Consider the following 26282-nt stretch of genomic DNA (forward strand, 5'->3'; position numbering starts at 1 on the left):
CCGTCGATGGCCGCTTCACCTCGACGGAATCACGGTTCGCTCGGCTCCTCAAGACAGTTCTGCAACAAAATCGGCCACAAGACGACATTGCGCGCCAGATCTGCTACGACAGCGGCCCCAATGATGAAGCTGCATGATAAGTGATTGGTGCGCTGCCATGCGTTACGACCTCGATCTTGTTAACCAGCTATGCCGAGAGATCGGCCTGGTAGTGCGACTAGATAACGATCATCGTATAGAGGTCGATCTCGGCCGTGACGCAGTTCTGTGCGTTGAGAACGCCGAACGCGAGGAAGACTGCCTGATCGGTTTTCTTGGCATGCCCTGGCATACGCACGATAATCTTATGTTCGCCGATGCTCGTGGTAACTACATCGAACTCGACTACCTCGATCTACTCACTGGCTTGAAAGAGGGGCGAATCCTCGTTTGCGAGCGGGAGGTGAAGGGGCGGACGGTAGACATCTGGCTGGTCCACAGCGAGTACAACGACGAGCTCAAGTATCTTGAAGAAGGCGAGCGGATCATTGTGCGTCGCGCAACGGTCCAACTGGCATAATTGGACGGAACCGGCTCTTTGTGTCGGCTCTGGGTCAAAAGCGCGTTTTTGACCAACGGCCGGGCGCTTCCGGTTTATCCCCGATCCCAGACATATCGCTGCAACGCTCTAACGGAAGCGATGTGCCACGAACCGACATCACACCAACTTCCGTAGTTCTCAGCGGCGCTGGTCGCTCAGGTACTCTGCCAGAGGACCTGTCGCTGGCTTGCGCCGCCACCACCATCCTGACGAAGCGTCAACGCGATAGAATTGCCCCAAACTCTCACCAGTGTCCGGCTCGGTCCCGGTAAGAAATATCTCGTCGGATCGCGTTATGTGAGCATGAAGCTTGGCGTGAAGCGGCCCCTGACAATTTGCGAGCACAAGCTCGAGCCCATCGCGTGCAGTGAGATCGTTCGTGTAGTCGTCAATGGTGAAGCTGTATCGGCCCACCGTACCGGAAAGCGCGCGCCACTCCCGCAATAGGTAATCGACTGTCACATGACTGGCCCAACCCTTAGCGCGGAATTGTTTATCAATTCCACGAAGGATGGCGTACTCGGAAGCATCGAAGGCGGGTTCTGTCGACTGGATCATGGGCAAAGTTTGATGACTTTGACGATCTGGGTCAATTCCGAAATAAATGTCCGCGGTGGGTCATAAGCGGCGGTTCGGTCCGCCCAGAAGCGGACGTTTGCCTTTTGGAGCAGGCTGCCAACTGATCGCGCAATCCTGCTCATTTGATGAGGAGTTTTCGTGCATCTTCCGCCGCTCGATCCAAGCGTATGCGAGGCTTCCCTTGGCCTAGTTCGTCACGATATTGACTAAGAGAGAAAACACTGAGTTCTTTGACGGCCAGCGCCCCAGCAGTGCGCGGAATCTCAAAAGTAACAACCGAGCGGTCATCGATGAGCACGGTGTAGATGTCTTCGTACTGCTCTAAAATGTGGCCTAGCACGTGAAAGACCGTGCCACGTTCGCCATTGGCCGCCATGAAGTTTATTAAAGCGGCGTCTCCACTATCTTCCGGCTGCAAGATGCGAGACTTGTATTTGTCGTGGAGCCGTTTCGGTGACATCCATCTAATCCTTCCCACACCTTCCGGGGAAAATGACAGCGTCGACCGGCGTCTGCAACGAGTCATTTTCGACCGTCTTGCCGGAGATTGAGGGCTGGTTGATGTCCGCTCCTCTCTGTAAGCGCGGGCCAGGAGTGTTGCGTTTGGCCGGACTGCCGCGATTCAATCTCCCGAACTGGGGGCTCAAATCATGCGCCACGACAGGCTCGCCGCCAACTACCTTGCATTTATTCAACTCACGTCAATCCGGTTGCGCCTGCGGCTTAATGAGTCCGCGTCATAGGAGTCTGATCCTCCGGCGGAAGAACGACGTAAACGGAAGAGCGGCCATATCGCAAACGACAGAACAACCCACCAAAAGCCAAGTAGGCAGAGCCCAAACCAAAGATGATGTGCGCCTTGGCTGACCGCCCCCAGAAAGCACCTTACGCCTGTCGGTGGACATAGCACGTCTGAAAGCCGAACCAGCCAGCTTGCTGGCGTCCAAACGACCACGAACAAAGGCCGTATCGCCTCGTGACTAAAAACACCTATTGCAATGACGCCTAAGGCGCTGAGCAGGCCGGCCAGCAAGTGGAAGAACAGGCGCATCGGGTGTCCGTAAATCTCGCAACTTGCGCGATGATGCTCTTTTACCCCTGATTTGGCCGACGTGTCAAGTTATTTTCTGTAAATCCGTATTTCTGAAATAATCAGAACATGCCTTCCCGCGATATGCAAACCGTTTCGCATCAAGAAAACGTGTCAAAACAAGAATCTAGAGCCCCTTGCCGATTCCATCGGAACGGAAAGGGCTCCAGCATTTCCTACTGTGCATGGGGTTGTTTTCGATTTTGGTGGAAGGGGCCGTCGAGATCGCCCCGGCGTCAAGTCGCAAAGCCCGGGCCGGCCGCTTTCGCTGAGTTCATCCTTGCGCGGATCAACAGCATCACCACGATCGCGATGTTGAGAGCGTTCCAGGCGACCCCGTTGGCAAACGCCGCGGCATAGGAGCCAGTGGCATCAAAGATCACGCCGGAGATCCAGCCGCCAAAGGACATGCCGAAGACGGACGCGAAGATCACGATGCCGACCCGCGTCGCGGCCTGGCTTGCCGGCATCGCCTCGCGCACGATGATCGCGTAGCTCGGCACGATGCCGCCCTGGAACAAGCCGAACATCGCGGAGATCAGGTAGAGCGAGGTGAGGCCGTCGAAGAACAAATAGAACACCAGAGCAAAGCACTGCGCGATCGACCCGATCAGCAGCGTGCGCATGCCGCCGACCTTGTCGGCGAGGAAGCCGGAGCCGATCCGGCTGACGATGCCGCAGGCCATCATCAGCGACAGCATCTCGGCGCCACGCGCCACGCCGTAGCCGAGGTCGCCGCAATAGGCGACGATATGAACCTGCGGCATCGACATCGCCACACAGCAGGAGATGCTCCCGATCGAGAGCAGCACGGTCAGCGTGTTGGTGGAGAGGTTGAGATCGACGCGCGGCGGCGGGGCGTTGGCGTGATTGCGCACCTGGTCGTCGCCCATCTGGGCACGCAGCAGCAGCACCAGGATCGCCATCAGGCTCGCGCAGACGATGCCGATCCCGATATGGGTCATGCGCCAGCCGATGGTTTCCGTGCCAAAATTCACGATCGGTGGCCACATCGCGCCCGCGACATAGTTGCCGCTCGCCACGATGGTGACGGCGAGCCCGCGATAGCGTTCGAACCAGTGCGAGGCCTCCGCCATCAGCGGCGCAAACGTCGCCGACGTGCCGAGTCCGATCAAAAAATACACCGCCACGAACTGCCACAGCATGGTCGACAGCCCCGCCAGCACGTTGGCGACGCCGAGGAAGGCGATGCTGATCGCCATCGCCGGCACGATGCCGACGCGATCGGTGATCCGGCCGGTGATGACGCCACCGAGACCGAAGCCGAACATCATGAGTGTGAAGGCGAGCGACACCGCGCCGCGCGTGGCGCCGAATTCGGCCTGCACCACGGGTATCACGACCACCACCGCCCACATGCCGACGGCACCGATCGAGCCGATCAGCAGTGCGATGACGAGCCGCACCCAGGCCTGACGCGAGTCAGGGGTGAAAGCAGATGGTCGTTGTCCGGGATGATTTGGTGCGTGCACGGTCGCGAACTTCTTCGCTGACAGCCTTGCGGTCAAGCATCATGACGCGATAATAGGCATGCGCGGTGCGCTGCAGTAAGAATTGCTTGGCGAAACCTCGCTTTGCGATTACCTTGCAAGATGCGCGTGCACGATTGCCGTGCAATGACCAGTTCGGGCGGATGTTTTCACTGATAACGCGATCGATGCGGATTCGGATGGGGTGGCTGATTGCAGCCGCCTATCTGTTCTGCGTCCTGGCGCCCGCTGCCGCGTTGGCGACGGGGAACGCCGCGCCATGCCTGAATGATGACACGCAGGTGACTGCGGCGGTGATTCACGCGCACGACGCCGATGCAACCCACATGCACGGCGCTTCGGCACACGATCACGCCGCAATCCACGCGCATCACCATGCGAGCGCGCCGGAGACGCCGGTTCCGCATCAGCACGACGGCAAAACCGCGCCCGGGCCCTGTTGCGCGATGATGTGCGCAACCGCACTTCCGGCCGATCTTCCGAGCATTGCCAAGCCGGTTCAGCCGGTGTCGGTCTGCGCCCCCGAGGTCGCCTCGCTGGTGCACGACGCAACGCCTCCCCTCCTCTACCGCCCTCCCATCGCCTGACCTGACCTCATGACGTGCGGCGGTGCGCGCTTTGGCGCGCGCGTGCCCATGGTTATCAGACAGATCAGGGACTGCTCATGAATACGCTTTTCGGGGCGAGGCTCGCCGCCGCTCATCCGGCACGCAGGCGGCACGTTGGATTCCATTGGCCGGTTCTGGCCACCGTCGCGATCGCGTTGTCGGGCTGCATGCCCGCGACCACGTCGCCGCTTGCAAGCGCGGACCCCGCCGATCCCGGGGCCAAGGTCGCACCCGTCGGCTACCACTCGACAACTGCGCCTTACAGCAGTCTGCGGCCTGCAACGCCTGCCCCGTGGCACGATCGCAATGACAGCGTCGCGCCGCAAAAGCCGGACCGGTAGGAGCACGCCATGAACTACAAAATGGCACACCGATTCGCGTGCTCCTTGCTCGCCCTGTCGGCGCTTGCACTTTCGGGGTGCGCAGCGTTCTCGCCTGACAGCGGCATGACTGTTGTCGCCGACCTGACCAGCCAGACCATTCACAAGGACGTCGCCTTCGTTCGTTCGGCTGAAGGCGCCGAGAGCGTCAATGACAACGTCCGCCGGTTACTCGCGCGCACGCTGAGTGCCGACGCTGCCGTGCAGGTCGCGCTCCTCAACAACAAGGGTTTGCAGGCGGCCTATAACGAGCTCGCACTGGCCGAGACCGATCTCGTCGCGGAGAGCCTACCGCCCAATCCCGTATTCTCCGTCTCGCGGATCGCCGGCAATGGCGCGAGCGAGATCGAGCGCCAGGTGGTCGGCGACATCCTCGCGCTGGCGACATTGCCGTTCCGCTCCGACATCGCGCGTGACCGTTTCCGCCAGGCGCAGTTGCGCGCGGCCCTGGCGACGCTGCGGCTCGCCGCCGACGTGCGGCGTGCCTATGTCCGCAGCGTCGGCGCCAACGAGATGGCGGTGCTGCTGACGGACGCAAAATCGACGGCGGAGTCGACGGCACAGCTCGCGGTGAAACTCGGCGAGACCGGATCGATCAACAAGCTCGATCAGGCTCGCGAGCAGGTCTTCTATGCCGAGACCACCGCCGATCTCGCGACCGCGCGGCAGGCGGCGACGAGCGCGCGCGAGCGGCTGGCGCGGCTGATGGGCCTGTGGGACGGCGGCCTCGACTTCCGCCTTCCGAACCAGTTGCCGGCGCTGCCGCGGCGACCGCTCACTTTGCCCTCGATCGAGGCCGACGCGGTCGCGCATCGGATCGACCTGCAGATCGCGCGGCTCGAATTGACGGCGCTTGCAAAGGCGCAAAACCTCACCGAGGCGACGCGCTTCGTGACGCTGTTCGATCTCGCCGGCATCGGCCGCCGCACGCAAGATCCCGAAAGCGCACCGTTCCGCGAGCGCGGGTTTGACGTGCAGTTCCAGATCCCGATCTTCGACGGCGGCGAGGTGCGCGTCCGCCAGGCGGTGGAGACCTACAATCTCGCCTTCAATCGCCTGACCGAACGCGCCGTCAACGTGCGCTCGGAGGCGCGCGATGCCTATCGCGTTTATCGCTCCTGCTACGACATCGCGAGCCACTACCAGCGTGAGATCGTGCCCTTGCGAAAAATCATCACCGAGGAGATGCAGCTCCGCTTCTCCAGCATGCAGGTCGATATCTTCGCACTGCTCACCGAAGCGCGGCAACGGCTCGCCTCGCTGCGCGGCGCGATCGATGCCAAACAGAGATTCTTGCTCGCGCAGTCCGAGCTTCAGACCGCCGTCAATGGCGGCGGCTCGCCTGCGGGCGGCAGCGACAATCCGACAAACGTAGCCGCGGCAGCGCCCGCCGGCGGCCACTGAACGGAGACAAGAATGTTTTCCCGTCGAGGATTTTTGGGAAGCGCGGCACTTGCAGGCGCGAGTGCGATCAGCGGCCGCGTGCAGGCCGCATCCATTCCGGAAGCTGCGCGCATGGACAAGGTCACGATGCAGCCGCCTCTGCATCCCGCCAGCGGACCGGACTATCGGCCCGTGGTCACGCTCAACGGCTGGAGCCTGCCGTTCCGCATGAACGGCGACTGGAAGGAATTCCATCTCGTCGCCGAGCCGGTGGTGCGCGAATTCGCCGACGGGATGAAGGTCAATCTCTGGGGCTACAACGGCCAGTCGCCGGGGCCGACGATCGAAGCCGTCGAAGGCGACAAGGTCCGCGTCTTCGTCACCAACAGATTGCCCGAATACACCACCGTGCACTGGCACGGCATGATCATCCCGAGCGGCATGGACGGCGTCGGCGGGCTGACGCAGCCGCACATCCAGCCCGGCAAGACCTTCGTCTACGAGTTCGAGATGAAGAAGAGCGGGACCTTCATGTACCACCCGCATTCCGACGAGATGGTGCAGATGGCGATGGGCATGATGGGCATGGTCGTCGTGCACCCGCGCGATCCCACCTTTCGCGCCGTCGACCGCGACTTCGTCTTCGTGATGAGCACCTACCGCATCGACCCCGGCACCTATTTGCCGAAGGTCAACGAGATGACCGACTTCAACATGTGGACCTGGAATGCGCGGGTCTTCCCCGGCATCGATCCCTTGCCGGTCCGGCTCGGCGACAAGGTGCGCGTGCGCATCGGCAATCTCAGCATGACCAACCATCCGATCCATCTGCACGGTCACGCCTTTGCGGTGACCTGCACCGACGGCGGCTGGATTCCTGAGAGCGCGCAATATCCGGAGACGACCACCGACGTTCCCGTCGGCGCGGTGCGCGTATTCGACGTCGTCGCCGACAACCCCGGCGACTGGGCGTTTCACTGCCACAAGTCGCATCACACCATGAATGCCATGGGTCACGACATGCGCAATCTGATCGGCGTATCGCGCAAGGACCTCGCGCGCGCCGTAGGCCGGCTCGCGCCCGACGCGATGGTGATGGGCGAGAAGGGCATGGCGATGGGCAACATGGAGATGCCTGCACCCGATAACACGCTGCCGATGATGACCGGCACCGGCCAGTTCGGCCCGATCGAGATGGGCGGCATGTTCACGGTGATGAAGATCCGCGAGGAGATGGCGCGTGACGATTTTCGCGATCCCGGCCCCTACCAATTCCCGCACGGCACCGTCGCCTACGAGGTCGATGCACCGGCGGCGGAGCCGGCGCGCAAGGCGCCGACGAAGAAGATGTAACCCAGCGTTTCGATCCCCCAAACGGAGAAGAAGATGAAGAAGTTCACCACCCTTAGCCTCGCGCTGCGTGCGCTTGTGGCTCTCGCCACGCCCGCATGCGCGCATGAAAATCACGGCCACGCAAACTATTCGGCCGGAGAGCCCGGCGATCCACAAAAGCCGTCGCGCACCATCGAGATCGCGATGAGCGAGATGTCCTACGAGCCCTCCAGGATCGAAGTCAAACGCGGCGAACAAATTCGCTTCGTGCTGCGCAACGTCGGTCGGGAAGACCACGAATTCCTGCTCGCCACCACGAAGGAAAACCTGAAGCACGCCGAGGTGATGAAGAAGCACCCGCACATGGAGCACGACGAACCGAACGGGGTGCGGCTCGCACCGAGCAAGAGCGCCGAGATCGTCTGGAAATTCACCAAGGCCGGCACATTCGAGTTTTCCTGCCTGATCCCCGACCATCGCGACTACGGCATGGTCGGCCGCGTCACCGTGAAATGAAGGAAAGACCCATGAATTACATCACGCGTATCGCCGCAGCGTTCACGCTGACGCTTGGCCTGACCGCCGGCGCCATGGCCGCGCAGGATTCCATCAGCGGTGAGGTCAAGAAGATCGACGAGGCGGCCGGCAAGCTGACGCTCAAGCACGGTCCCGCCAAGAGCCTCGGCATGGATGAGCCCATGACCATGGTCTACCGCGTCAAGGACCCTGCGATGCTCAAGCAGGTGAAGGTCGGCGACAAGGTGACTTTCGAGGCCGAGGAGGCGGCGTCGGGGTACACGGTGACGCGGATTCAGAAGGCGAAGTAGGCCACCCTGGTCATTCCGGGGCGCTCCTCTTGGCGCGAGCCCGGAATCCATGTCCCCACGACCGTCGCGGCACGATGGATTCCGGGCTCGCGCTTCGCGCGCCCCGGAATGACGACCAGAAACACCCCCGGTCTGACCTCCTGCCGCACCCCCCGTTAACCCTTTGCTAACCATACACCGGGCAAAAATTGCCGCGTGAAGTCGAGTGTCGTCGGCCGCGTAGAACGGGAGAACCCCCGTGGACGCCAGTGCGGTGCCTCACTTTCGGAACGGTGGCCCATCGGCCGCCGCGCAGACGTTTGGCGCGCGTGGGCGGAATACGCGGGGGGAAGCAGCAACCATGGTCGACGTCACTGCGGGGGTCGGCCCCCCCAAGCCCGGCATCCCCTCCCTCTCCGAAATCGGCAACATCCTCAAGCGCGGCGACATCGCGCTGGCGCTCGGCATCCTCACCATCCTGGTGGTGCTGATCCTGCCGCTGCCCTCGATCGTACTGGACCTGTTCCTGGCGATCTCGATCACGCTCTCGATCCTGATCCTGATGACGTCGCTGTTCATCCAGACGCCGCTGGAATTCTCCGCATTCCCGACCATCCTGCTGATCTCGACGATGTTGCGCCTCTCGCTCAACATGGCCTCCACCCGTCTGATCCTGTCGCACGGGCACGAGGGCACGGCTGCCGCCGGTCACGTCATCGAAGCCTTCGGCAACTTCGTGATGGGCGGCAATTTCGTCATCGGTATCATCGTTTTCGCCATCCTGGTCATCGTCAACTTCGTCGTCATCACCAAGGGCTCGGGCCGCATCGCCGAAGTCGCCGCCCGCTTCCACCTCGACGCCATGCCCGGCAAGCAGATGGCGATCGACGCCGACCTCTCCGCCGGCCTGATCGACGAGAAGGTCGCCAAGGAGCGGCGCAAGGAGCTGGAAGACGAGAGCGGCTTCTTCGGCGCCATGGACGGTGCCTCGAAATTCGTCCGCGGCGATGCCATCGCCGGCCTTCTGATCGTCTTCATCAACATCGTCGGCGGCATGATCATCGGCGTGGCCCAGCAGGGCCTCTCCTTCGCCGACGCCGGGCGCAGCTACACGCTGCTGACCGTCGGTGACGGCCTCGTCACCCAGGTGCCGGCGCTGATCGTCTCGACCGCGGCCGGCCTGCTCGTCTCCAAGGCCGGCGTTTCCGGCGCCGCCGACAAGGCGCTGATGAAGCAGTTCTCCGGCTATCCGCAGGCCCTCGCGATGTCGTCGGCGGTGATGCTCGTGCTGGCGGTGCTGCCGGGCATTCCGACCATTCCTTTCCTCGCGCTCGGCGCCGGCGCCGGCGCGCTCGCCTGGCACGCGCGCAACCACAAGCAGACCACCGTCAGGACCGAGGAGGCCGCCAAGGCCGCGCCCGCAGCCGGAACGCCCGGTGCGCCGGGCGCTGCCGCCGCGGAAGAGCCGATCTCGGCCGCGCTCAAGATCGACGACCTCAAGATCGAGCTCGGCTATGCGCTCTTGCCGCTGGTCAACGGCCCCGACGGCACCGATCGCCTCACCGAGCAGATCAAGGCGCTGCGCCGCTCGCTCGCGATCGAGATGGGCTTTGTCATGCCGGCGGTGCGCATTCTCGACAACGTCCAGCTCGAGGCCAACACCTACATCATCAAGATCAAGGAGGTCGACGCCGGCACCGGCAAGATCTGGCCGAACCAGTTCATGGTCATGGACCCCGGCGGCAACCAGGTTCAGGTGCCCGGCATCCACACCACCGAGCCGACCTTCGGCCTGCCCGCGACCTGGGTCGATGCCAGCCTCAAGGAGGAGGCCTCGCTCAAGGGCTACACCGTGGTCGATGCCGCCACCGTGCTCTCGACCCACCTCACCGAACTGCTCAAGACGAATATGTCCGATCTGCTGTCCTATGGCGAGGTGCAGAAGCTGCTCAAGGAGCTGCCGAAGGAGCAGAGCGAGCTGGTCAAGGACATCGTCCCGGGACAGGTCACGATCTCCGGCATCCAGCGCGTGCTGCAACTGCTGCTCGCCGAGCGCATCTCGATCCGCGACCTCTCGACCATTTTGGAAGGCATCGCCGACTCGCTCGCCTTCTCGCGCAACCCCGCGACCATGGTCGAGCATGTCCGCGCCCGCCTGGCACGGCAGATCTGCGCGCAAAACACCTCCTACAACGGCTATCTGCCGCTGATCGCGCTGTCGGCGAAGTGGGAGCAGGCGTTTGCCGAATCGATCATCGGCCAGGGCGAGGAGAGGAGCCTTGCGATGCAGCCCTCAAAGCTGTCGGAGTTCATGACCGGCGTACGCGAGGCGTTCGAGCGCGCGGCCCGCGAGGGCGAGGCGCCGGTGCTGGTCACGTCAGCGGCAATTCGTCCCTTCGTGCGCTCCCTGGTCGAGCGGTTCCGCGCCCAGACCACCGTGCTCTCGCAGGCCGAAATCCATCCCCGCGCGCGGCTGAAGACGGTCGGAAGCATCTGATTTGCTTAAAAAACCGTGTGTTTTTCGGCCACAGGCAACTGCTTTTTGACTTTTTGGGGTCAGGCCGCCAAATTGCCCAAGGAACCGGCGCGCCTGACGTAACGAATTGAGATAGCTTAATAAATATTCACATTCGCGACTTTCTGATCGCGGATTTTCAAGTTCTATCACGCTCTTGTGATCGCCTCTTGGGAACGAATCCGCCCAATACTAAGTTGTTGGGCACCGGAAGCATGAACCAGCCTGAACGGGCTGGCGACTACTTCGGGTAGATGGCGGCAGGAGGCTTCCATGAACCACTCGATCTACAGCGCGGATCGCTCGACCCATCTCAAGATCGTGGTCGTCGCTCTCCTCGCTGGTGTCGCGGTGGCGGGCCTCGGCTTCACGGCACGTACGGGTTCGGACGAAGGCCTGACCCAGACTGCCCGCGTCATCAAGGCCGGCAAGCCGGTCGTTGTCACGAGTTCGGACGCGTCATTGGTACGCTAGGAGATCTCACGGAATTCATGAATTCACGCGGCTCTTTACCAGCCCCCCAAAGTCGCCACGTGGATATGTAGACGACCCCAACCCCAAGTCGACTACAGAAAGCGCCCGCCCCCCACGGGCGCTTTCTCACGTTTGGGGTGTCCCACGCTTCAACCGTATTTGCTAGGCTCGTTCCGAAACGATGGGTGAACCGATGCGAAGGCGTGACTTTCTCATCTGGAGCGCCGGCGCACTTGGTGCATGGCCCGCGGTTGCGGAGGCCCAGCCGTCGAAGCGACAGCGCCGGATCGCAGTCGTCGCGCCCGGCCGCACCATCGAGGAACTGAAGACCAGCTCATATTATCTGACGCTGTACGATCAACTTGCCAAACACGGTTTCGTTGAGGGGCAAAATCTAGTCATCGAGCGCCACTCGGGCGCAGGGCAATTGGATGGGTATGCCGATATCGCCAGAACCGTCGTAAGCAGCAACCCGGACGCCATTTTCACCACTGCCAATCCGATGACGCTTGCGATGAAAGGCGCCACGCGAACGATCCCGATCGTGACCATCGTGGGCGATCCCCTGCTCACCGGCATCGCGGCCAGTCTGGCGCGCCCCGGTGGCAACGTGACAGGCATTACCATCGATGCGGGCATCGACCTCCATGGCAAGCGATTATCCCTCTTGCGCGAGACAAGGCCGGATGCGTCGCGGCTTGTGTATCTTGCATCCTCATCCGCCTGGAAGCAGCCTCAGGCTGCGGCGGTGCGAGAGGCGGCGCAGTTGTTGAAGCTCGTCCTGACTCATGTTGACCTTGGCAGCATCTTTAATGGCGCCGCCTATTCCCGAGCTGTCGCTCAGGTCGAAGCGGCAAGAGCCGAGCTTCTGCTGGTGTCGGATGAACCTGAACACCTCTCGAACAGCAAGGCCTTGATCGACGTCGCGGCCGGGACGCGGCTGCCCGCGATGTATCCGTTTCGCGATCTCGCGGTGGCAGGCGGCCTAATGGCCTACTATCGCGACCTGCACGATGCGCTCCGGCAGGCCGGAGATCAGATTGCGCAGATATTGGACGGCGAGAATCCGGCCGAGATGCCCTTCCGCCAGCCGACGAGCTTCAAGCTGTCGATCAACGCGAAGACGGCACAGGAAATCGGCGTCGTCGTGCCCCAAACGTTGCTGGCCAGCGCCGACGAGGTGATCGAATGAGGCGCTACGGTGTCTTTCGCGGCGCTGACGTTGCCCCATAGGTCGGCGGCGGGGCCTGCACGGTTGGCGCCGCGGCTGCGAACAGGTCTTCCTTGCTGCCGGTGAGCGGCGGATAGATGCGCTTGTGGTTGATGGTCTGCTTGGTTGCTTTCGCGGCCTGCCCGCTGGTGTGGACCTCGCGGTCCCATCCCTCGGTATAGAGCGCACCCCACGCGCCGAGGTCGAGCACGGTGACGTACCAGTCGATCCGCAGCGGCAGCATCGGCAAGCCGAGGAGATCGGCGACCACGTTATGGCCGGCGAAGCGGCCCATCGGGCGCGCGAACTGGCAAGACATCACCGTGGGATGCAGACCGTCGACCACGCCCGAGGCGACGTCGCCGGCGGCGAAGACATGCGAGAGATCGGCGACCCGCATGAAGGGATCGACGAGGATGCGCCCGTAGCGGTCGCGCTCGACCCGCAGGCCCGCCGCAAGCGGGCTCGCCCGCATGCCGGCACACCACACCACGGTCTGCGCGGGAATGAACTCGCCGGAGCTCAGCCTGACACCCGCGGCCTCGATAGCCTTTACGCGCTCGCCGAGGCGCGTCTCGACCTCGAGCGACGACAACGCTTCCTTGATGACGGGACGCGCGTGGTCGCCGATGGTCGCGCCAACCACCGGATTTGGATCGACGAGGATGATGCGGTGGCTGCCGGCGATGCCGGCGCGCCGGAGCTTGTCCGGCATCTCGGTCGCCACCTCGATGCCGGTGAAGCCGGCGCCGACCACCACGACGTTGCTCCGCCCCGGCGACGGCTCGCTGCGGCCAAGGGACGCGAGATGATCGTCGAGCCGAAGCGCTGCGGTATAGGTGTCGACGTCGAAGGCATGATCCGCAAAACCGGGAATGTCGGGGCGTGGCACCTCGCTGCCGAGTGCGAGCACCAGGCGGTCATAGGCCAGCAGTTCATCGCCGCCCTCGCTGACGAGCGAAACCTGGCGCCTGGCGGGATCGATCGCTTCGACCTCACCGATGCGATTGACCACGCCGACCGGGTCGAGCAGCCTATGAAGCGGGATCGCGACCTCGCGGAGATCGACCTCGTAATTGCGGACGCGGATGTTGTGATAGGGGTTGCGGTCAATGACGAGGATTTCGACGTCGCGCCCCGCTGAACCTGCTTCATCGCGCTTGCGTGCAGCTCCGATCGCCGCCCATAGCCCCGCGAAGCCCGCTCCGAGCACAACGATACGCGACATCCCTGTCCGTCCGGCTCATCGTTTGGGCGTGATCTTCTCTAAAAACCGGATCGCGCTCTACCGCCCCAATGTCCGCGCGACGCGCACGCTCATATAGCTCATGCGGTTGGGTGAGCCAAACCAGATTCGTGCAGCCGAGCGGCGGGTCTGGAGCGCACGGCTGACCGCGCCGCCGCGCAGGACGTGGCCTTGGCAATCGGCGTCGATCCAGGCGGAACCGTCCGCAGGCGCACCGATGTAGTTGTCGTGCCAGCAATCCTCGACCCAGTCGTAGACGCTGCCATGAACCTCGAACAGGCCGAACGGATTGGCTCCCTGGGGCGTCGAGGCCAGCGTCATGCCGGTGGCGATCCCGACATCGGCAATCAAGTCGGCGCTTGCGGCGTCGGCCTGACGCGGGTCGGCCATGTCGCCCCACCAGAACGCGGTCGTGGTGCCGGCGCGCGTGACATATTCGCGCTCGGCCTCACTCGGCAGCCGGTACGGCCGGCCGGTGGTGCGCGACAACCACTGCACATATTCGCTGGCCTCCTCCCACAGGATGCCGGCAACGGGATCGTGCTCATGCCCGATGCTCATCTTGCCGTCGTGGCTGCATCCCTTCGCCGCCACGCAGGCGTTCCATTCGTCCGACGTCACCGGGATGCGTCCGACGCCGAAGCGTTGCACCGTGACCCGATGCTGCGGCCGCTCGTCATCGGTGCTGCCGGTCTCATCGGCCGGAGCGCCCATCGTGAAGCTGCCATCCGGAACGACGATCATTTCCGGGCAGTGCGTGCACTCCCGGAAGCGATTGAGCGGCCGGAGCGCGGCCTCCTCGCGCCGGGAGAGCGGTTTTGCAAGACGCTGCTCGAGTGCCGAAGCGTTGCCATTCGCAAGCGCGACGTTGGTCTGCTGCACGGATTGCGCCGACGCGGACGGTGCCGCGTGACTGACCATCAGCAATGCGAGCAGGGCAAACGGCCGGTGGAAATTCCCGCCCATGATACCCCTCCTGGCCACGGTGACGTGACCATCAAATGACTTGATCAAAAAACGTGCTTCGAAAAACAGACGTCCGCGGCAATCAACATCACCGCGAGAGAGCCGCGGTACCTGGTTCTTGTCCACACGACCTAGCTTCAGTGTGAGCGCTTCAGGCCGTTTGCGCAACGCAACAATTCACACTCGTCGCCGAACAGTTTGCGCACTTTTCCGTGTATGCAAAAGCCAAATCCCCGCGCAGATTTCAGCCGCGCCGCGTGCTCGGGATTTTCTTCACCTGGAAATTGCGGAGAAATTAGCGCACGTCGCGCAAATCGGACGGCGTCGCGCTGAAGCGCTTGCGGAAGGCGCGGTTGAAATAAGACAGATCGGAGAAGCCCGCCGAATGCGCGATGTCGCTGATCTTGCGCGTCCGCGCGCGCGGATCCTGCAACAGTTTTCGCGCCAGCAGCAGGCGCTGCTCGAGCACGAATTCGGTGAATGTCGTGCCGGCCTGCTCGAACAGGCGCTGCGCCTGGCGCGGGCTCAGGCCGCAGCGCGAGGCGACACCGGCAAGACTGAGATCGTTGCGGTCGAGCGCGGCCATCACGTCGGCGCGCATCAGATCAAGACGCGCGCCAGCCTGGCCGCGCCCGCGCGCAAGCGCGGCATGCTCTTCGTCGGTGCCGAGCAGGAGCCCGACGAGATCGACCAAGTGCTGTGCGGTGAGACGCTGGCCGACCGCATCGAGATAGGGTCCCTGGTTGGCGGCAAGCGCATGGTAGCGCGCAATCATCTCGGCGACTGCACCGTCGGAGAGCACCTGCGCAAGGCGGTCTTCCGCGCGCGGATTGATCTCGAGCAGCGCCTTGCGCGGCATGCGGATGCTGGTGAAGCGGTCGTCATCGGTGTGGCCGACGCTGCCCGCAACGCTCATGTCGGCAAGCACCATCTGCGACGGCGCGAGCTCGATGGAATGCCCGTTCTGCTGGGCGTGGACATTGCCTGCATGCGCGGCAATCAGCACGAGATCGTCGCAACCATCGGACAGAGCATCGTGGGTGCGCGAGAATTTCGCCGAGGCGCCTTCCGGAATCGCCAGCGTGATGTTGCCGACGAGGCTGATCTGGAGCCGGCTCTCGATCGTGTCGCCGCGGCTCGGCACAACGTCCAAGCCGCAACGGCCGCAGGCCCGGCCACGCCATTCCTCGAAGGCCTGGCCTCGCGGCAGCCCCGCATATTGGTAGTGGAAGATGCGCGGTGTCCGCGTGGAGTCCAGCATGGTTTCTCGCCCCTTCGTTGCGCGAATTTGACGCAACGAAACGCAAAGAGGTTCAAATGGGGGAGATTGTCACCGGACGACTGGCGATATGGACTGGGGCGACATGCCCTCACGTCGTCTTGGACAAGCAACGCTAGCGGAGCGCCGATCCAGGACTATTACCCCTCATGCGCGTGTCGGCAGATCGCTGTGGCCACAAGTAGTGCCACACCCCCTGTTAGGGGTAATGGGCTCCTGACTTTCGCCAGGACGACTAGGAGGGCTACTTCGCCGGTGCCTGTGGCTGCGACGGCGGGACCGTCTCGATCAGCTTGCCGGAAAATAACGGCGCCGAGGTCGGCTGGCCGCTGGGCGAGCCGCCGGCGGGCTCGACGGTGACGGCAAAGGTCGCGGCGTTGATGACGTCGGCGTCATAGGAGGACAGCACCGGGCGCGCGGTGAAATCGCCGTTGCCGATCACGCCGAGCGAGCGCGGACGCGGCAGCTTGTCGGAGATCAGCCAGAGCTCGTAGCTCTTGCCCGCCTCCGGCGTCGCGCCGACCTTGCGCACCGTGAAGTTCTTGGTCGCGCCGTCGATGGTGAGGATGAAGGCCGGACCGCCACTCTGGCCCTGCAACAGCGCGACATATTGCGAGGACGACGCGAGCGGCGCGGCGGGCGTCTTCACCTCGACCGTCTGGATGCGCGGTGCGGGGCGGAGTGCGCCCGGCAGCACGTCGGGCTGATAGACCTGAAGCGCCATCATCACCACGAGTGCCGCCGCAAGCGCGCCGACGGCGGAGGCAATGTTGCGCCAGCGCTTCACGCGGCCTTCGAGATAGACGACGTTGGTGTTGTCGACGATCGGGACCTGGCGGATCGTGTCGCCCTCGACCGGCCGGACCTCTTCGACCGGCGGCGGAGGCGACGGCGCTTCCGGCAGCACCAGCGGCTCCTGCGGTGCCGCAGCCTGTCCGATCGCGGCCTTGATATTCTCCCACACGATCGGCCGCGGCTCGACCGAGCCGACCATCTGGTTCAGCACGCCGAGCCGGAATTCCCATGCGTGCACGATCGCGGTGAACTCCTTGTCCACCGCCATCATGGTCTCGACCTGGGCGCGCTCGTCGGCATCGAGCGTGCCGAGCGCATATTCCGCGGCGAGCGCGATATGGTCCTCCGTATAGGCCATCACCGTCCGCTTCCTTCACCTCTCCCGAAGGGAGAGGTCGATTTGCGCAGCAAATCGGGTGAGGGGTTCAGGTCCCACGAGAGAACGCAGCCCCTCACCCGGATTGCATCTTGCGATGCAATCCGACCTCTCCCTTCGGGAGAGGTGAAGCGAGAACGCTGCGCTGGTTCGTACACTCTCATGATCCACTAAAGTCCAAGACACTCCCGGATATCCATCATGCTTCGCCGCAGCCAGGTCTTCACCGTGTTGACCGGCGCAGCAAATTTCTCGGCCAGTTGCTCGCGGCTCCAGCCGTTGTAATAGGCGAGCAGCACGAGCTTCTGACGGTCCGGCTCGAGCCGGCCGACACATTCCAGGAGCCGCTTCAGCTCCTCCGTCATCTCCCGGCGCGCCAGGGGATCGGGGCTGTCAGCCGCGACCTCCATTGCCGACGGCTCCTCCTCGATCGAGGATTCCGTCTTCTTGCGCACCAGATCGATCGCACGGTTGCGCGCGATCGACGCCATCCACGTGATCGGCGACGACAGAGCCGGATTGAACTGGCCGGCGCTATGCCAGATCTTGACGTAGGTCTCCTGGACGACCTCCTCTGCGAGATCCTGTCGACGCAAGATACGGAGCACGACGCCATAGAGTTTCGCGCGCGTGGCGCCGTAGAGGCGCTCGAAAGCCGCCTCGTCGCCCTTCGCAACCGCCGCGATCAGCCAGACCAGCTCTGCTGGCGTCAGCATTCAGTCCCCCAAACTCGCGATCCCCGCCGAGTCCTCGCGAGGGCTTCTACCATAGCGCGCGGCCAAGCCCGCCACAAAGGGGCGGACGGCCACACTGTGGACAGCAAATGCAAAAACCCGGACCTCTGGGGTCCGGGCTTTCAAACTTGCGAAACTTGGTGGGCCTGCGGCGCCTTTAAGCGATGGCACCCATGCGGGCGCGCATCAGCCCGATGCTGTCGAGATCGGCCTGTTCGCGGGCGTTCTCCTCGGCGCGCTCGCGGGCCTGATCGCGCTCGTCCAGGAGCTCGACCTTCTTCAATTCCTCAAAGGCCTCGCCGAGCGCGGCCTTGGCTTCCTCGAGCTGGCCCTTGAGCTCGTCGGCCGAGCGGGTCAGGTTCTCGCGGCGCTGGATCGCGGCCTTGGCATAGGTCGGATAGGCGAAATGCGAGGGATCGTTGATCCCGGCGCGCTCCTGCTCGGTCAGGATCTCGCGCTCGAGATCGGTCGACATGCGCTGGAAGTCAGCGATCATGCTTTCGATCTGGGCCACCCTGCGGCGCTTCTCGTCGACCTGAAACTTCTTCAGGCGGATGAGGGTTTCACGTGACTTCATCGACTCATACTCCCCAGAAGTCCCCTAGCTGCACGTGGGACAACACCGGTCGCCCCATAGGCCACAACCTGGGCCCCGACCGGCTTTGCTACTCTGTGAGGCGGATGATGGCCTGACAAAGTTAGCGTTCCGTTTCCAAATTGCTGAGGATGTGCGCCAATTGGCGGTATCCGTCGGCAAGCGAGGCTCTTTCGTCCTTGCGCTGCCGCAGGAAGGCCTCCAGCGGTTCGTGCAGCCGGATCGCCTCGTCGACCTCGGGGCTGGAGCCCGCCCGGTAGGCCCCGAGCCGGATCAACTCCTCCATGTCGGCATAGGTCGCCATCACCTGCCGCGCCTTCTGGATCGTCGGCCAGAACTGGGGATCGGCCGATTTCGGCATGGTGCGGGAGACGGATTTGAGGATGTTGATGGCGGGGTAACGGCCGCGCTCGGCAATGGAGCGCTGCATCACAATATGCCCGTCGAGGATGCCGCGCACGGCGTCGGCGATCGGCTCATTATGGTCGTCGCCGTCAACCAGCACGGTGAAGATCGCGGTGATGGCGCCGACGCCGAGGCCGGGACCCGCGCGCTCCAACAGCTTCGGCAGCTCGGTGAAGACGGTCGGCGTATAGCCCTTGGCGGTCGGCGGCTCGCCGGCCGACAGGCCGATCTCGCGCTGGGCCATGGCGAAGCGCGTCACCGAGTCCATCAGGCACAGCACGTCCTGGTCCTCGTCGCGGAAATATTCGGCGACCGCGAGCGTGAGATAGGCGGCCTGACGGCGCATCAGCGCCGGCTCGTCCGAGGTCGCGACGACGACCACGGACCGCGCGAGGCCTTCCTCGCCGAGATCGTCCTGCAAGAATTCCTGCACCTCGCGGCCGCGTTCGCCGATCAGGCCGATGACGCTGACATCGGCATCGACATTGCGCGCGAGCATCGAGAGCAGCACGGATTTGCCGACGCCGGAACCCGCGAAGATGCCCATGCGCTGGCCGCGGCAGCAGGTGAGGAAGGTGTTCATCGCGCGCACGCCGAGATCGAGCGGGGCGCCCACGCGCATGCGCGAATGTGCCGGCGGCGGCGCATTGCGGAATGGCATCGGAGAGGCGCCCTGCGGCAGCGGCCCCTTGCCGTCGATCGGCTCGCCCAGCGCGTTGACGACACGGCCGAGCCAGGCCGCGCAGGGCCGCACCTGATTGGCGGCATTCGCGATGACCGCCTTGCAGCCGCGCCGCACGCCTTCGAGTCCTGCGAACGGCATCACGACAGCGTTGTTGCCGGAAAAGCCGATCACCTCGCAGGGAATCGAACGGCTGGCACCGGTCTCGATGACGAGCCGCGCACCGACCGACATCGCGTGGATGGGGCCTGCGACCTCCACCATGAGGCCGCGCACGCCGACCACGCGGCCATATATATTGACCCCGTCGACATCGCCGATCTGCTCGGCCAGAGCCTTCATGGGACCGCCTTCAAGAGAGCGTTCATGGCGAAACCCTTAAATTTCGCCATATTTCTGAACGGCGCTTAACTCCGTGTTTACCCGCATCATTAATCATTGCGTCACTGTCTTTGTGACTGAGCGGCCGCCCTTCAGAAGAAGGGGAGTCGCAAGAGTCGGTTAGGCCCGTCTCTTAAAGTGGAGCTTGAACGGGATTGGGTGACAAAAGCTGCTTCTTGCGCAACATCTTAGGGCGATTCGACAAAAATTGCACCGCGAGGTCTTGCGTTCCGGAATCAGACTTTGTTAACCATGTCCAGTCAGGATCCGAATCAGTTGTTCAAAGGCGTTTGTTGAGTGCCGCGAATGCGGCCGACCTGACGCCCGGAGCGGCGACTATGGGGAACTGGCATGCGCGTTTTGCTGATTGAAGATGACAGCGCCGTCGCGCAGTCGATCGAGCTGATGTTGAAGTCTGAGAGCTTCAACGTTTACACGACCGACCTGGGGGAAGAGGGCGTCGATCTCGGTAAACTTTACGATTACGACATTATCCTTCTCGACCTCAACCTGCCCGACATGTCCGGCTACGACGTGCTCAAGCAGCTCCGGGTCTCCAAGATCAAGACACCGATTTTGATCCTCTCCGGCCTCGCCGGCATCGAGGACAAGGTCAAGGGTCTCGGCGTCGGCGCCGACGACTACATGACCAAGCCCTTCCACAAGGACGAGCTGGTGGCCCGCATCCACGCGATCGTGCGCCGCTCCAAGGGCCATGCCCAGTCGGTCATCCAGACCGGCGACCTCGTCGTCAACCTCGACACCAAGACGGTGGAAGTCGGCGGCCAGCGCGTGCATCTGACCGGCAAGGAATATCAGATGCTGGAGCTGCTCAGCTTGCGCAAGGGCACGACGCTCACCAAGGAAATGTTCCTCAACCACCTCTATGGCGGCATGGACGAGCCCGAGTTGAAGATCATCGACGTCTTCATCTGCAAGCTGCGCAAGAAGCTCGCCAACGCCTCCGAGGGCCGCAACTTCATCGAGACCGTGTGGGGCCGCGGCTACGTGCTGCGCGAGCCGCACGAGGCCGACGAGCGGATTCCCGCCTGATCCCCTTCCTTCTGTCGCGAGCCCCGAGGGGCTTGCTCCTCCCCGACTGGACCCCGCCGCAAATGGCGGGGTTTTCGTTTTTGGGGCTGGCTCGAACACTTAACGGTTGAACCGCTATCCTCCCGCCGCCGACCAATGGTCGCCGACAAGGGGGAACGATGATTTTGCAATCGCTGGCGGGGTTGCCTGCCTTTCTGGTCTATTTCTGCACCGGGCTGGTTGCGATCGTAGCGTATCTGTTCGTCTACACCCGCATCACGCCGCACAACGAGTTCCAGCTCATCCGCGAAAACGATCCGGCTGCGGCCATCGCGCTCGGCCTGAGCCTGCTCGGCTTCGTGGCCCCGCTGGTCAGCGCCATCGCGCATGCAGCCAACGTACTGGACTGCCTGATCTGGGCGTTCATCGCCCTGGTCGTCCAGGTCATCGTGTTCTATCTGGTGCGCGTCCCGGTGCCCAACCTGTCGGAACGGATCGCGGCCGGCGAGCTTGCGCCGGCAATCTGGCTGGGTCTCGCCTCGCTTGCCGCCGGTCTCCTCAACGCCGCCTGCATGATCTACTGACCATGGCCGAGAAGCGCCCCAGCAAGGATTTCGGCAAGCGGCGGCCCGCCCCACTCCCGCCGCCGTCCAAGGAGCCGGTCAAGCGCTCCGGCCATGTCGCGTTACTCGTGATGGGCACGCTTGCGGTCGGCACCACCGCTTACATGCTGATGCCAGGCCAGAACTGCGAACCGTCCTCACCCGGCATGGCTGCGCCTGCGCAATCGTCGACCGCCTGCTCCAGCCGCAGTTCCTCCAGTGGTGGCGGCGGCTCCTCGCACTGGTCGTCGCGCTCGAGCTACTACAGCAGTGACTCATCGAGCCATTCCTCGTCCGGTTCATCCGACAGCGGCTCCGGCAGCGTAACGCGCGGCGGCTTCGGCTCCTTTGCGCATGGCTTCGGCTTCTCCGGCGGCGGTTGAGGAGCGAAGCCGTGAGTTCACCGCGCAAGCCCAGTCTGCTTAAGTAGCGTCAAGGAGGAGCCGCCGCATGAAGCGCTCACGAAGGGTCTTGCTCACCATGATGGGCAGTGCCGCGGTCGGCGCAGTCTCGATGGGATTCGTCCGGCGCCCCTATGATTGCGGGCCCGGCCTCACCGCCGTTCCCGGCATCGACGGCAGACCCTATTGCCGTCCGACCTATGGCGGTTTCGGCGGCACGCTGCATCGCGTGCACGGGCATGTCGGGCACGGACATGGTGGCCATGGTCACGGCGGCCACGGCCACGGTGGCGGCGGTCACGGCGGCGGCTAGAGCATGCGGCGCATCACCTGTCCCGAGCGCGATGACTGGCGGGCGACCGCCGAGCAATGCGGCTTCGATTTCCACACCATCGACGGCGAACGCTATTGGGACGAGCGTGCCTACTATGCCTTCACGCTCGACGAGATCGAACGCGGCATCGAGGCGCCGACCGGCGAGATCGACGCGATGTGCCTCGAACTCGCCGGCCGCATCATCAAGGATGAGCGCCAGCTGCGTCGCCTGAAAATCCCCAACGCGTTCTGGGACCTGATCGCCGGAAGCTGGGAACGCGACGATCGCAGTCTTTACGGACGCCTCGACCTGAAGTTCGACGGCAATGGCCCCGCAAAATTGCTCGAGTACAATGCCGACACGCCGACTTCGATCTTCGAAGCCGCGGTGTTTCAATGGACCTGGCTCGAACAGGCGGTCGAGCGTCGCATCATTCCGGCGCGCGCCGACCAGTTCAACTCGATCCACGAACGGTTGATCGAGGCCTGGAAGGACATCGCCGCCGGCCAGCATCTGCACCTCACCGGCACCACCGGCAATGACGAGGATGCCGGCACGCTCGCCTATCTCGAGGACACCGCGCGGCAGGCGGGGCTATCGACAACGCTGCTCGACATCGAGGACATCGGCTGGCGCGAGGACGGCGGCGGGTTCGTCGATCTTGGCGATCGCGACATCGCGACCGTCTTCAAGCTCTATCCCTGGGAGTGGATGTTCCACGACGCCTTCGGCGCCACGCTCGGCGCGGCCCCGACGCGCTGGATCGAACCGCCGTGGAAGGCCGTTCTTTCCAACAAGGGCATCCTGCCGCTGCTCTGGGAGGCTTTCCCGAACCATCCCAATCTGCTGCCGGCCTTCTTCGAGGACGATCCGCGCGCAGCCGAGCTCGGCAGCTCCTATGTGCGCAAGCCGCTCTTGTCGCGCGAGGGCGCCAATGTGACGCTCGTCTCGGGCGGTCACTCGCTCGATGAGCATACCGGCCCCTATGGCGCCGAGGGTTTTGTGCGCCAGGCGCTGTCGCCCTTGCCGAACTTTTCCGGCAACTACGCGGTGGTGGGGAGCTGGCTGGTGAACCACGAACCGTGCGGGCTGTCGATCCGCGAGGACGAAAGTCCGATCACCGGCAACGGCTCGCGCTTCCTGCCGCACGCGATTTTGTGAGCTTCATATTCGGTCGTCATTCCGGGGCGCTTGCGAAGCGAGCGAACCCGGAATCCATAGCCCCAAGCGGATAGAACGGCCCGGCTCTGTCAACCCTGCCCATTTCGAAGCCCTGGGGCTATGGATTCCGGGCTCGGCGCTCGCGCGCCGCCCCGGAATGACGAGAGAGCTTACCTTGCCGCGGCGACCTTCATCCCCGAGAACAGCGGCGCGCCGGTGGGGCGTACGCCGCGAGCCGGGTTGATCTGGTAGAGGCCACGGCGGTCGGCGACGGGGCGGAAGGCGTCGGTGATGCCGACGACGGATTCGGCGGCACCAAGCAGCAGCGTGCCGTCCGCTTCCATACACTTCGCCAGGCGCTCGAAGATCACGCCCTTGGTGTCCTGGTCGAAATAGATCAGCACGTTGCGGCAGAAGATGACGTCGAACGTGCCCAGATGAGAGAAGTCCTGAAGCAGGTTGAGCTGACGGAACTGCACCATCGAGCGGACGTCGGCATTGAGCTGCCAGATGTCGCCGGACTGCGTAAAATATTTCACCAGCAACTGGATCGGCAGGCCACGCTGCACTTCGAACTGGCTGTAGACGCCGGCCTTGGATTTCTCCAGCACTTCCTGCGAGAGATCCGTGGCGACGATCTCGATGCGCCAGCCGGCGAGAGAAGCAGCCTTCTCCTTCAGGCACATCGCGATCGAATAGGGCTCCTGTCCCGTCGACGACGCCGCCGACCAGATGCGCAGCGACTTGCGCGCGGCGCGCGCCTGGATCAACCCGGGCAGAATCGTATCACGCAGATGGTCGAACGGGACCTTGTCGCGGAAGAAAAAGGTCTCGTTGGTGGTCATTGCCTCGACCACGTCAGTCGTGAGCTTTCCGTCGCCGCTCTTGATCTTCTGCACGAGGTCGGGGATGCCGGAAAGACCCGCCTTGCGGGCAAGCGGCAGCAGCCTGCTCTCGACCAGATATTGCTTGTCAGCGGAGAGATCGAGACCGGAACGCTCTTTCAGGAACTTACGCAGAAACTCATAGTCCAGAGGCGTCACGAACGATCTCCCGCAAACAGGCGATTGACTTTGGATCCGATCTGATTGAGCGGAAGGATCGCGGCACAGATACCGGCATTGGCCGCCGCGCCCGGCATGCCCCACACGACGCTGGTGGCTTCGTCCTGCGCAATGACGCTGCCGCCGGCGGCAACGATGTCCTTGCCGCCGCGCATGCCGTCCGAACCCATGCCGGTCAGGATCACGGCGAGGATGCCGCCGTGCCAGATGTCGATGGCCGAGGTGAAGAGCGGATCGACCGCGGGCTTGCAGAAGTTGACGGCCGGACCATCGTCAAGCGCGATCGCGATGTCGGCGCCGGAGCGCACCACGCGCATGTGCTTGCCGCCCGGCGCGAGATAGATGTGGCCGGGCTTCACGGTTTCGCCGTCGATGCCTTCATGCGCCGGCCTGCGGCTCGAGCGCGCCAGGTGCTCGGCGAGGATCGTGGTGAAGGTCGGCGGCATGTGCTGGGTGATCAGCACCGGGAAGCGGTCGATCACCGGACCGAGCTCGGTCACCAGCGTCATCAGCGCCTGCGGACCGCCGGTCGAGGAGCCGATCAGGAGCACCCTCGGCGCCTGCGCCGAGAACGAGCGCTTGACCAGCGACAGCGTGGAGGCGGCCGGTGCAACCGGCGCCGGCGCCGCGGGACGCCCGGCGGGTTCGCGCGCGATCGGCGCCGGGCTCGCAGGAGCCAGCGGCGGGCTGGATACCGCCGGCTTCCTGCGGAGGCGCGCGCCGAGATGCCGGATCTTCTGGATCAGGTCGTGGTGGAAGATGTCGGCGGCGGACGCCTCACGTGTCGACTCCGGCTTCGGAATGTAGTCGGCGGCACCGAGCGAGAGCGCCTTGAAGCTGATCTCCGCGTTGCGGCGGGTCAGCGTGGAAGCCATGATGATGACGAGGTCGCGCTTCTTGGCGAGCAATTGCGGCAGCGCCGACAGACCGTCGAGCTCGGGCATTTCGATGTCGAGCACGGCCACGTCGGGATTGATGCGTTCGAGCTGGTTGACCGCCTCGAGCCCGGTGCGCAACGAAGCCGCCACCTCCATGTCGTGCTCGGCGCCGATCCAGCGCGAGATCAGACCGCGGATGACGACGCTGTCGTCGACGATCATCACACGCAGCGGCCCTTCACGCGACGGGCTCACCGACGAACTCCCTGCAAACGCAACACTCATTACTCACCAACTGCGACCGAAACGGCTACTTGAAACGAACGCCGAAGACCGTTCAGGCTCCGGAGTGGGACGTATGCGTCAGATCAGTCCCACTTCCTGGAACTTCGCCGTCACGATGTCCTTGTCGAACGGCTTCATGATGTATTCGTTGGCGCCCGCATGCAGCGCGCGCGCGATGTGAGCAACGTCGTTCTCGGTGGTGCAGAACACCACCTTCGGCTGGTCGCCGCCGGGCATGCGGCGCAGATGGCCGAGGAATTCATAGCCGTCCATGATCGGCATGTTCCAGTCGAGCAGCACCGCGTCCGGCAGTCCACGCTTGCAGGCTTCCAGCGCCTTCTCGCCATCTTCGGCTTCGAGAATCTGGAAATCCAGGCCTTCCAGGATCCGGCGCGCAACCTTGCGGATGACGCTGGAATCATCAACGACGAGACAAGTTCTCATGTGAGCCTCTATTTCCTATCCCGAACGGGACACTTCCAAATTGCGATGCGATCGTCGCCGACCGCCGTCTGCTCAGGCCGCCAGCATCTCCGGCGCGAGTTCGAGAACGCGATCGACGTCGAGGACGACCATGAGCTGGCCGTCGAGACGGTGGACGCCGCCTGCGAGCTTG

The 26282-nt window shown here is 63.6% G+C and carries 28 protein-coding genes and 1 pseudogene; 15 read left to right on the top strand and 14 right to left on the bottom strand.

What is annotated here, in order from left to right:
- The first annotated feature begins 157 nt into the window (after positions 1–157).
- Positions 158–559 (top strand): hypothetical protein, encoded by a 402-nt coding sequence (locus JQ632_RS36170; protein WP_212407493.1) that lies wholly within the window; start codon positions 158–160, stop codon positions 557–559.
- A 159-nt stretch (positions 560–718) separates the two neighbouring features.
- Here the strand turns inward: JQ632_RS36170 and JQ632_RS36175 are convergent, their stop codons facing one another.
- The 3 genes from JQ632_RS36175 to JQ632_RS36185 all read right to left on the bottom strand — a co-directional run bounded on the left by JQ632_RS36175 (position 719) and on the right by JQ632_RS36185 (position 3676).
- Positions 719–1138 (bottom strand): hypothetical protein, encoded by a 420-nt coding sequence (locus JQ632_RS36175; protein ID WP_212407494.1) that lies wholly within the window; start codon positions 1136–1138, stop codon positions 719–721.
- A 139-nt stretch (positions 1139–1277) separates the two neighbouring features.
- Positions 1278–1619 carry a hypothetical protein gene (locus JQ632_RS36180; protein WP_212407495.1) on the bottom strand — a complete coding sequence of 114 codons (342 nt, stop codon included), beginning with the start codon at positions 1617–1619 and terminating at the stop codon, positions 1278–1280.
- Between the two features lie 866 nt (positions 1620–2485).
- Complete coding sequence (locus tag JQ632_RS36185) at positions 2486–3676, bottom strand: MFS transporter (protein WP_312015703.1); 1191 nt, start codon at positions 3674–3676, stop codon at positions 2486–2488.
- A 152-nt stretch (positions 3677–3828) separates the two neighbouring features.
- Between JQ632_RS36185 and JQ632_RS36190 the strand changes: the two genes are divergently transcribed.
- The 9 genes from JQ632_RS36190 (at position 3829) to JQ632_RS36230 (ending at position 12450) form a co-directional block, all read left to right on the top strand.
- Positions 3829–4347 carry a hypothetical protein gene (locus tag JQ632_RS36190; protein WP_249152785.1) on the top strand — a complete coding sequence of 173 codons (519 nt, stop codon included), beginning with the start codon at positions 3829–3831 and terminating at the stop codon, positions 4345–4347.
- Between the two features lie 77 nt (positions 4348–4424).
- Positions 4425–4709 carry a hypothetical protein gene (locus JQ632_RS36195; RefSeq protein WP_212407497.1) on the top strand — a complete coding sequence of 95 codons (285 nt, stop codon included), beginning with the start codon at positions 4425–4427 and terminating at the stop codon, positions 4707–4709.
- A 21-nt stretch (positions 4710–4730) separates the two neighbouring features.
- The gene (locus JQ632_RS36200; protein ID WP_212407516.1) at positions 4731–6152 is read left to right on the top strand and encodes a TolC family protein; all 1422 of its coding nucleotides are present in this window, start codon (positions 4731–4733) and stop codon (positions 6150–6152) included.
- Between the two features lie 12 nt (positions 6153–6164).
- Positions 6165–7484 (top strand): copper oxidase, encoded by a 1320-nt coding sequence (locus tag JQ632_RS36205; protein WP_212407498.1) that lies wholly within the window; start codon positions 6165–6167, stop codon positions 7482–7484.
- A 33-nt stretch (positions 7485–7517) separates the two neighbouring features.
- On the top strand, positions 7518–7979 hold the full coding sequence (locus tag JQ632_RS36210) for a cupredoxin domain-containing protein (RefSeq protein WP_212407499.1): 462 nt from the start codon (positions 7518–7520) through the stop codon (positions 7977–7979).
- 11 nt (positions 7980–7990) lie between these two features.
- Positions 7991–8290, top strand: a complete 300-nt coding sequence (locus tag JQ632_RS36215; protein ID WP_212407500.1) for a copper-binding protein — start codon at positions 7991–7993, stop codon at positions 8288–8290.
- A gap of 340 nt (positions 8291–8630) precedes the next feature.
- Positions 8631–10766: a flagellar biosynthesis protein FlhA gene (gene flhA, locus JQ632_RS36220; RefSeq protein ID WP_212407501.1), complete on the top strand. Its 2136-nt coding sequence runs from the start codon at positions 8631–8633 to the stop codon at positions 10764–10766.
- A gap of 291 nt (positions 10767–11057) precedes the next feature.
- Positions 11058–11258 carry a hypothetical protein gene (locus tag JQ632_RS36225; protein ID WP_212407502.1) on the top strand — a complete coding sequence of 67 codons (201 nt, stop codon included), beginning with the start codon at positions 11058–11060 and terminating at the stop codon, positions 11256–11258.
- Positions 11259–11439: 181 nt separating this feature from the next.
- Positions 11440–12450, top strand: coding sequence for an ABC transporter substrate-binding protein (locus tag JQ632_RS36230; RefSeq protein WP_212407503.1), 1011 nt, complete (start codon positions 11440–11442; stop codon positions 12448–12450).
- A 4-nt stretch (positions 12451–12454) separates the two neighbouring features.
- Here JQ632_RS36230 and JQ632_RS36235 read toward each other — a convergent pair whose 3' ends face one another.
- The 7 genes from JQ632_RS36235 to fliI form a co-directional block, all read right to left on the bottom strand.
- Positions 12455–13696: an NAD(P)/FAD-dependent oxidoreductase gene (locus JQ632_RS36235; RefSeq protein WP_212407504.1), complete on the bottom strand. Its 1242-nt coding sequence runs from the start codon at positions 13694–13696 to the stop codon at positions 12455–12457.
- A 57-nt stretch (positions 13697–13753) separates the two neighbouring features.
- On the bottom strand, positions 13754–14680 hold the full coding sequence (locus JQ632_RS36240) for a formylglycine-generating enzyme family protein (RefSeq protein WP_212407505.1): 927 nt from the start codon (positions 14678–14680) through the stop codon (positions 13754–13756).
- Positions 14681–14975: 295 nt separating this feature from the next.
- Positions 14976–15941, bottom strand: a complete 966-nt coding sequence (locus tag JQ632_RS36245) for an AraC family transcriptional regulator (protein WP_249152786.1) — start codon at positions 15939–15941, stop codon at positions 14976–14978.
- Between the two features lie 262 nt (positions 15942–16203).
- Positions 16204–17112 carry an anti-sigma factor domain-containing protein gene (locus JQ632_RS36250; RefSeq protein ID WP_212407518.1) on the bottom strand — a complete coding sequence of 303 codons (909 nt, stop codon included), beginning with the start codon at positions 17110–17112 and terminating at the stop codon, positions 16204–16206.
- A 188-nt stretch (positions 17113–17300) separates the two neighbouring features.
- Positions 17301–17846, bottom strand: a complete 546-nt coding sequence (locus JQ632_RS36255) for a sigma-70 family RNA polymerase sigma factor (RefSeq protein WP_212407506.1) — start codon at positions 17844–17846, stop codon at positions 17301–17303.
- Between the two features lie 175 nt (positions 17847–18021).
- Complete coding sequence (gene fliJ, locus JQ632_RS36260) at positions 18022–18441, bottom strand: flagellar export protein FliJ (protein ID WP_212407507.1); 420 nt, start codon at positions 18439–18441, stop codon at positions 18022–18024.
- 121 nt (positions 18442–18562) lie between these two features.
- Positions 18563–19888, bottom strand: coding sequence for a flagellar protein export ATPase FliI (gene fliI, locus JQ632_RS36265; RefSeq protein ID WP_212407508.1), 1326 nt, complete (start codon positions 19886–19888; stop codon positions 18563–18565).
- 390 nt (positions 19889–20278) lie between these two features.
- On the opposite strand from fliI, the gene ctrA reads away from it, so the two are divergent.
- From ctrA to JQ632_RS36290, 5 genes are all read left to right on the top strand, one after another.
- Positions 20279–20980, top strand: a complete 702-nt coding sequence (gene ctrA, locus JQ632_RS36270; protein ID WP_016848562.1) for a response regulator transcription factor CtrA — start codon at positions 20279–20281, stop codon at positions 20978–20980.
- A gap of 158 nt (positions 20981–21138) precedes the next feature.
- A complete protein-coding gene (locus JQ632_RS36275; protein ID WP_212407509.1) occupies positions 21139–21543 on the top strand; it encodes a DUF350 domain-containing protein in 405 nt (134 codons plus the stop codon).
- 2 nt (positions 21544–21545) lie between these two features.
- The gene (locus JQ632_RS36280) at positions 21546–21944 is read left to right on the top strand and encodes a hypothetical protein (RefSeq protein ID WP_212407510.1); all 399 of its coding nucleotides are present in this window, start codon (positions 21546–21548) and stop codon (positions 21942–21944) included.
- Positions 21945–22011: 67 nt separating this feature from the next.
- A complete protein-coding gene (locus JQ632_RS36285; protein WP_212407511.1) occupies positions 22012–22275 on the top strand; it encodes a hypothetical protein in 264 nt (87 codons plus the stop codon).
- A gap of 3 nt (positions 22276–22278) precedes the next feature.
- Positions 22279–23439, top strand: a complete 1161-nt coding sequence (locus JQ632_RS36290; protein ID WP_212407512.1) for a glutathionylspermidine synthase family protein — start codon at positions 22279–22281, stop codon at positions 23437–23439.
- Positions 23440–23609: 170 nt separating this feature from the next.
- Here the strand turns inward: JQ632_RS36290 and JQ632_RS36295 are convergent, their stop codons facing one another.
- The 4 genes and pseudogenes from JQ632_RS36295 to JQ632_RS39870 form a co-directional block, all read right to left on the bottom strand.
- On the bottom strand, positions 23610–24482 hold the full coding sequence (locus tag JQ632_RS36295) for a protein-glutamate O-methyltransferase CheR (protein ID WP_212407513.1): 873 nt from the start codon (positions 24480–24482) through the stop codon (positions 23610–23612).
- Entirely contained in the window at positions 24479–25666 is a 1188-nt protein-coding gene (locus JQ632_RS36300; protein ID WP_212407514.1) for a chemotaxis response regulator protein-glutamate methylesterase, read from the bottom strand. Before JQ632_RS36300 ends, JQ632_RS36295 begins: the two co-directional genes overlap by 4 nt.
- A 78-nt stretch (positions 25667–25744) precedes the next feature.
- The gene (locus JQ632_RS36305; RefSeq protein WP_008138864.1) at positions 25745–26110 is read right to left on the bottom strand and encodes a PleD family two-component system response regulator; all 366 of its coding nucleotides are present in this window, start codon (positions 26108–26110) and stop codon (positions 25745–25747) included.
- Between the two features lie 72 nt (positions 26111–26182).
- Positions 26183–26282 (bottom strand): annotated as a pseudogene (locus tag JQ632_RS39870) (chemotaxis protein CheW); the annotation flags it as partial.

It is taken from the genome of Bradyrhizobium liaoningense, assembly GCF_018130955.1.
Taxonomy (GTDB): Bacteria; Pseudomonadota; Alphaproteobacteria; order Rhizobiales; family Xanthobacteraceae; genus Bradyrhizobium; species Bradyrhizobium liaoningense_C.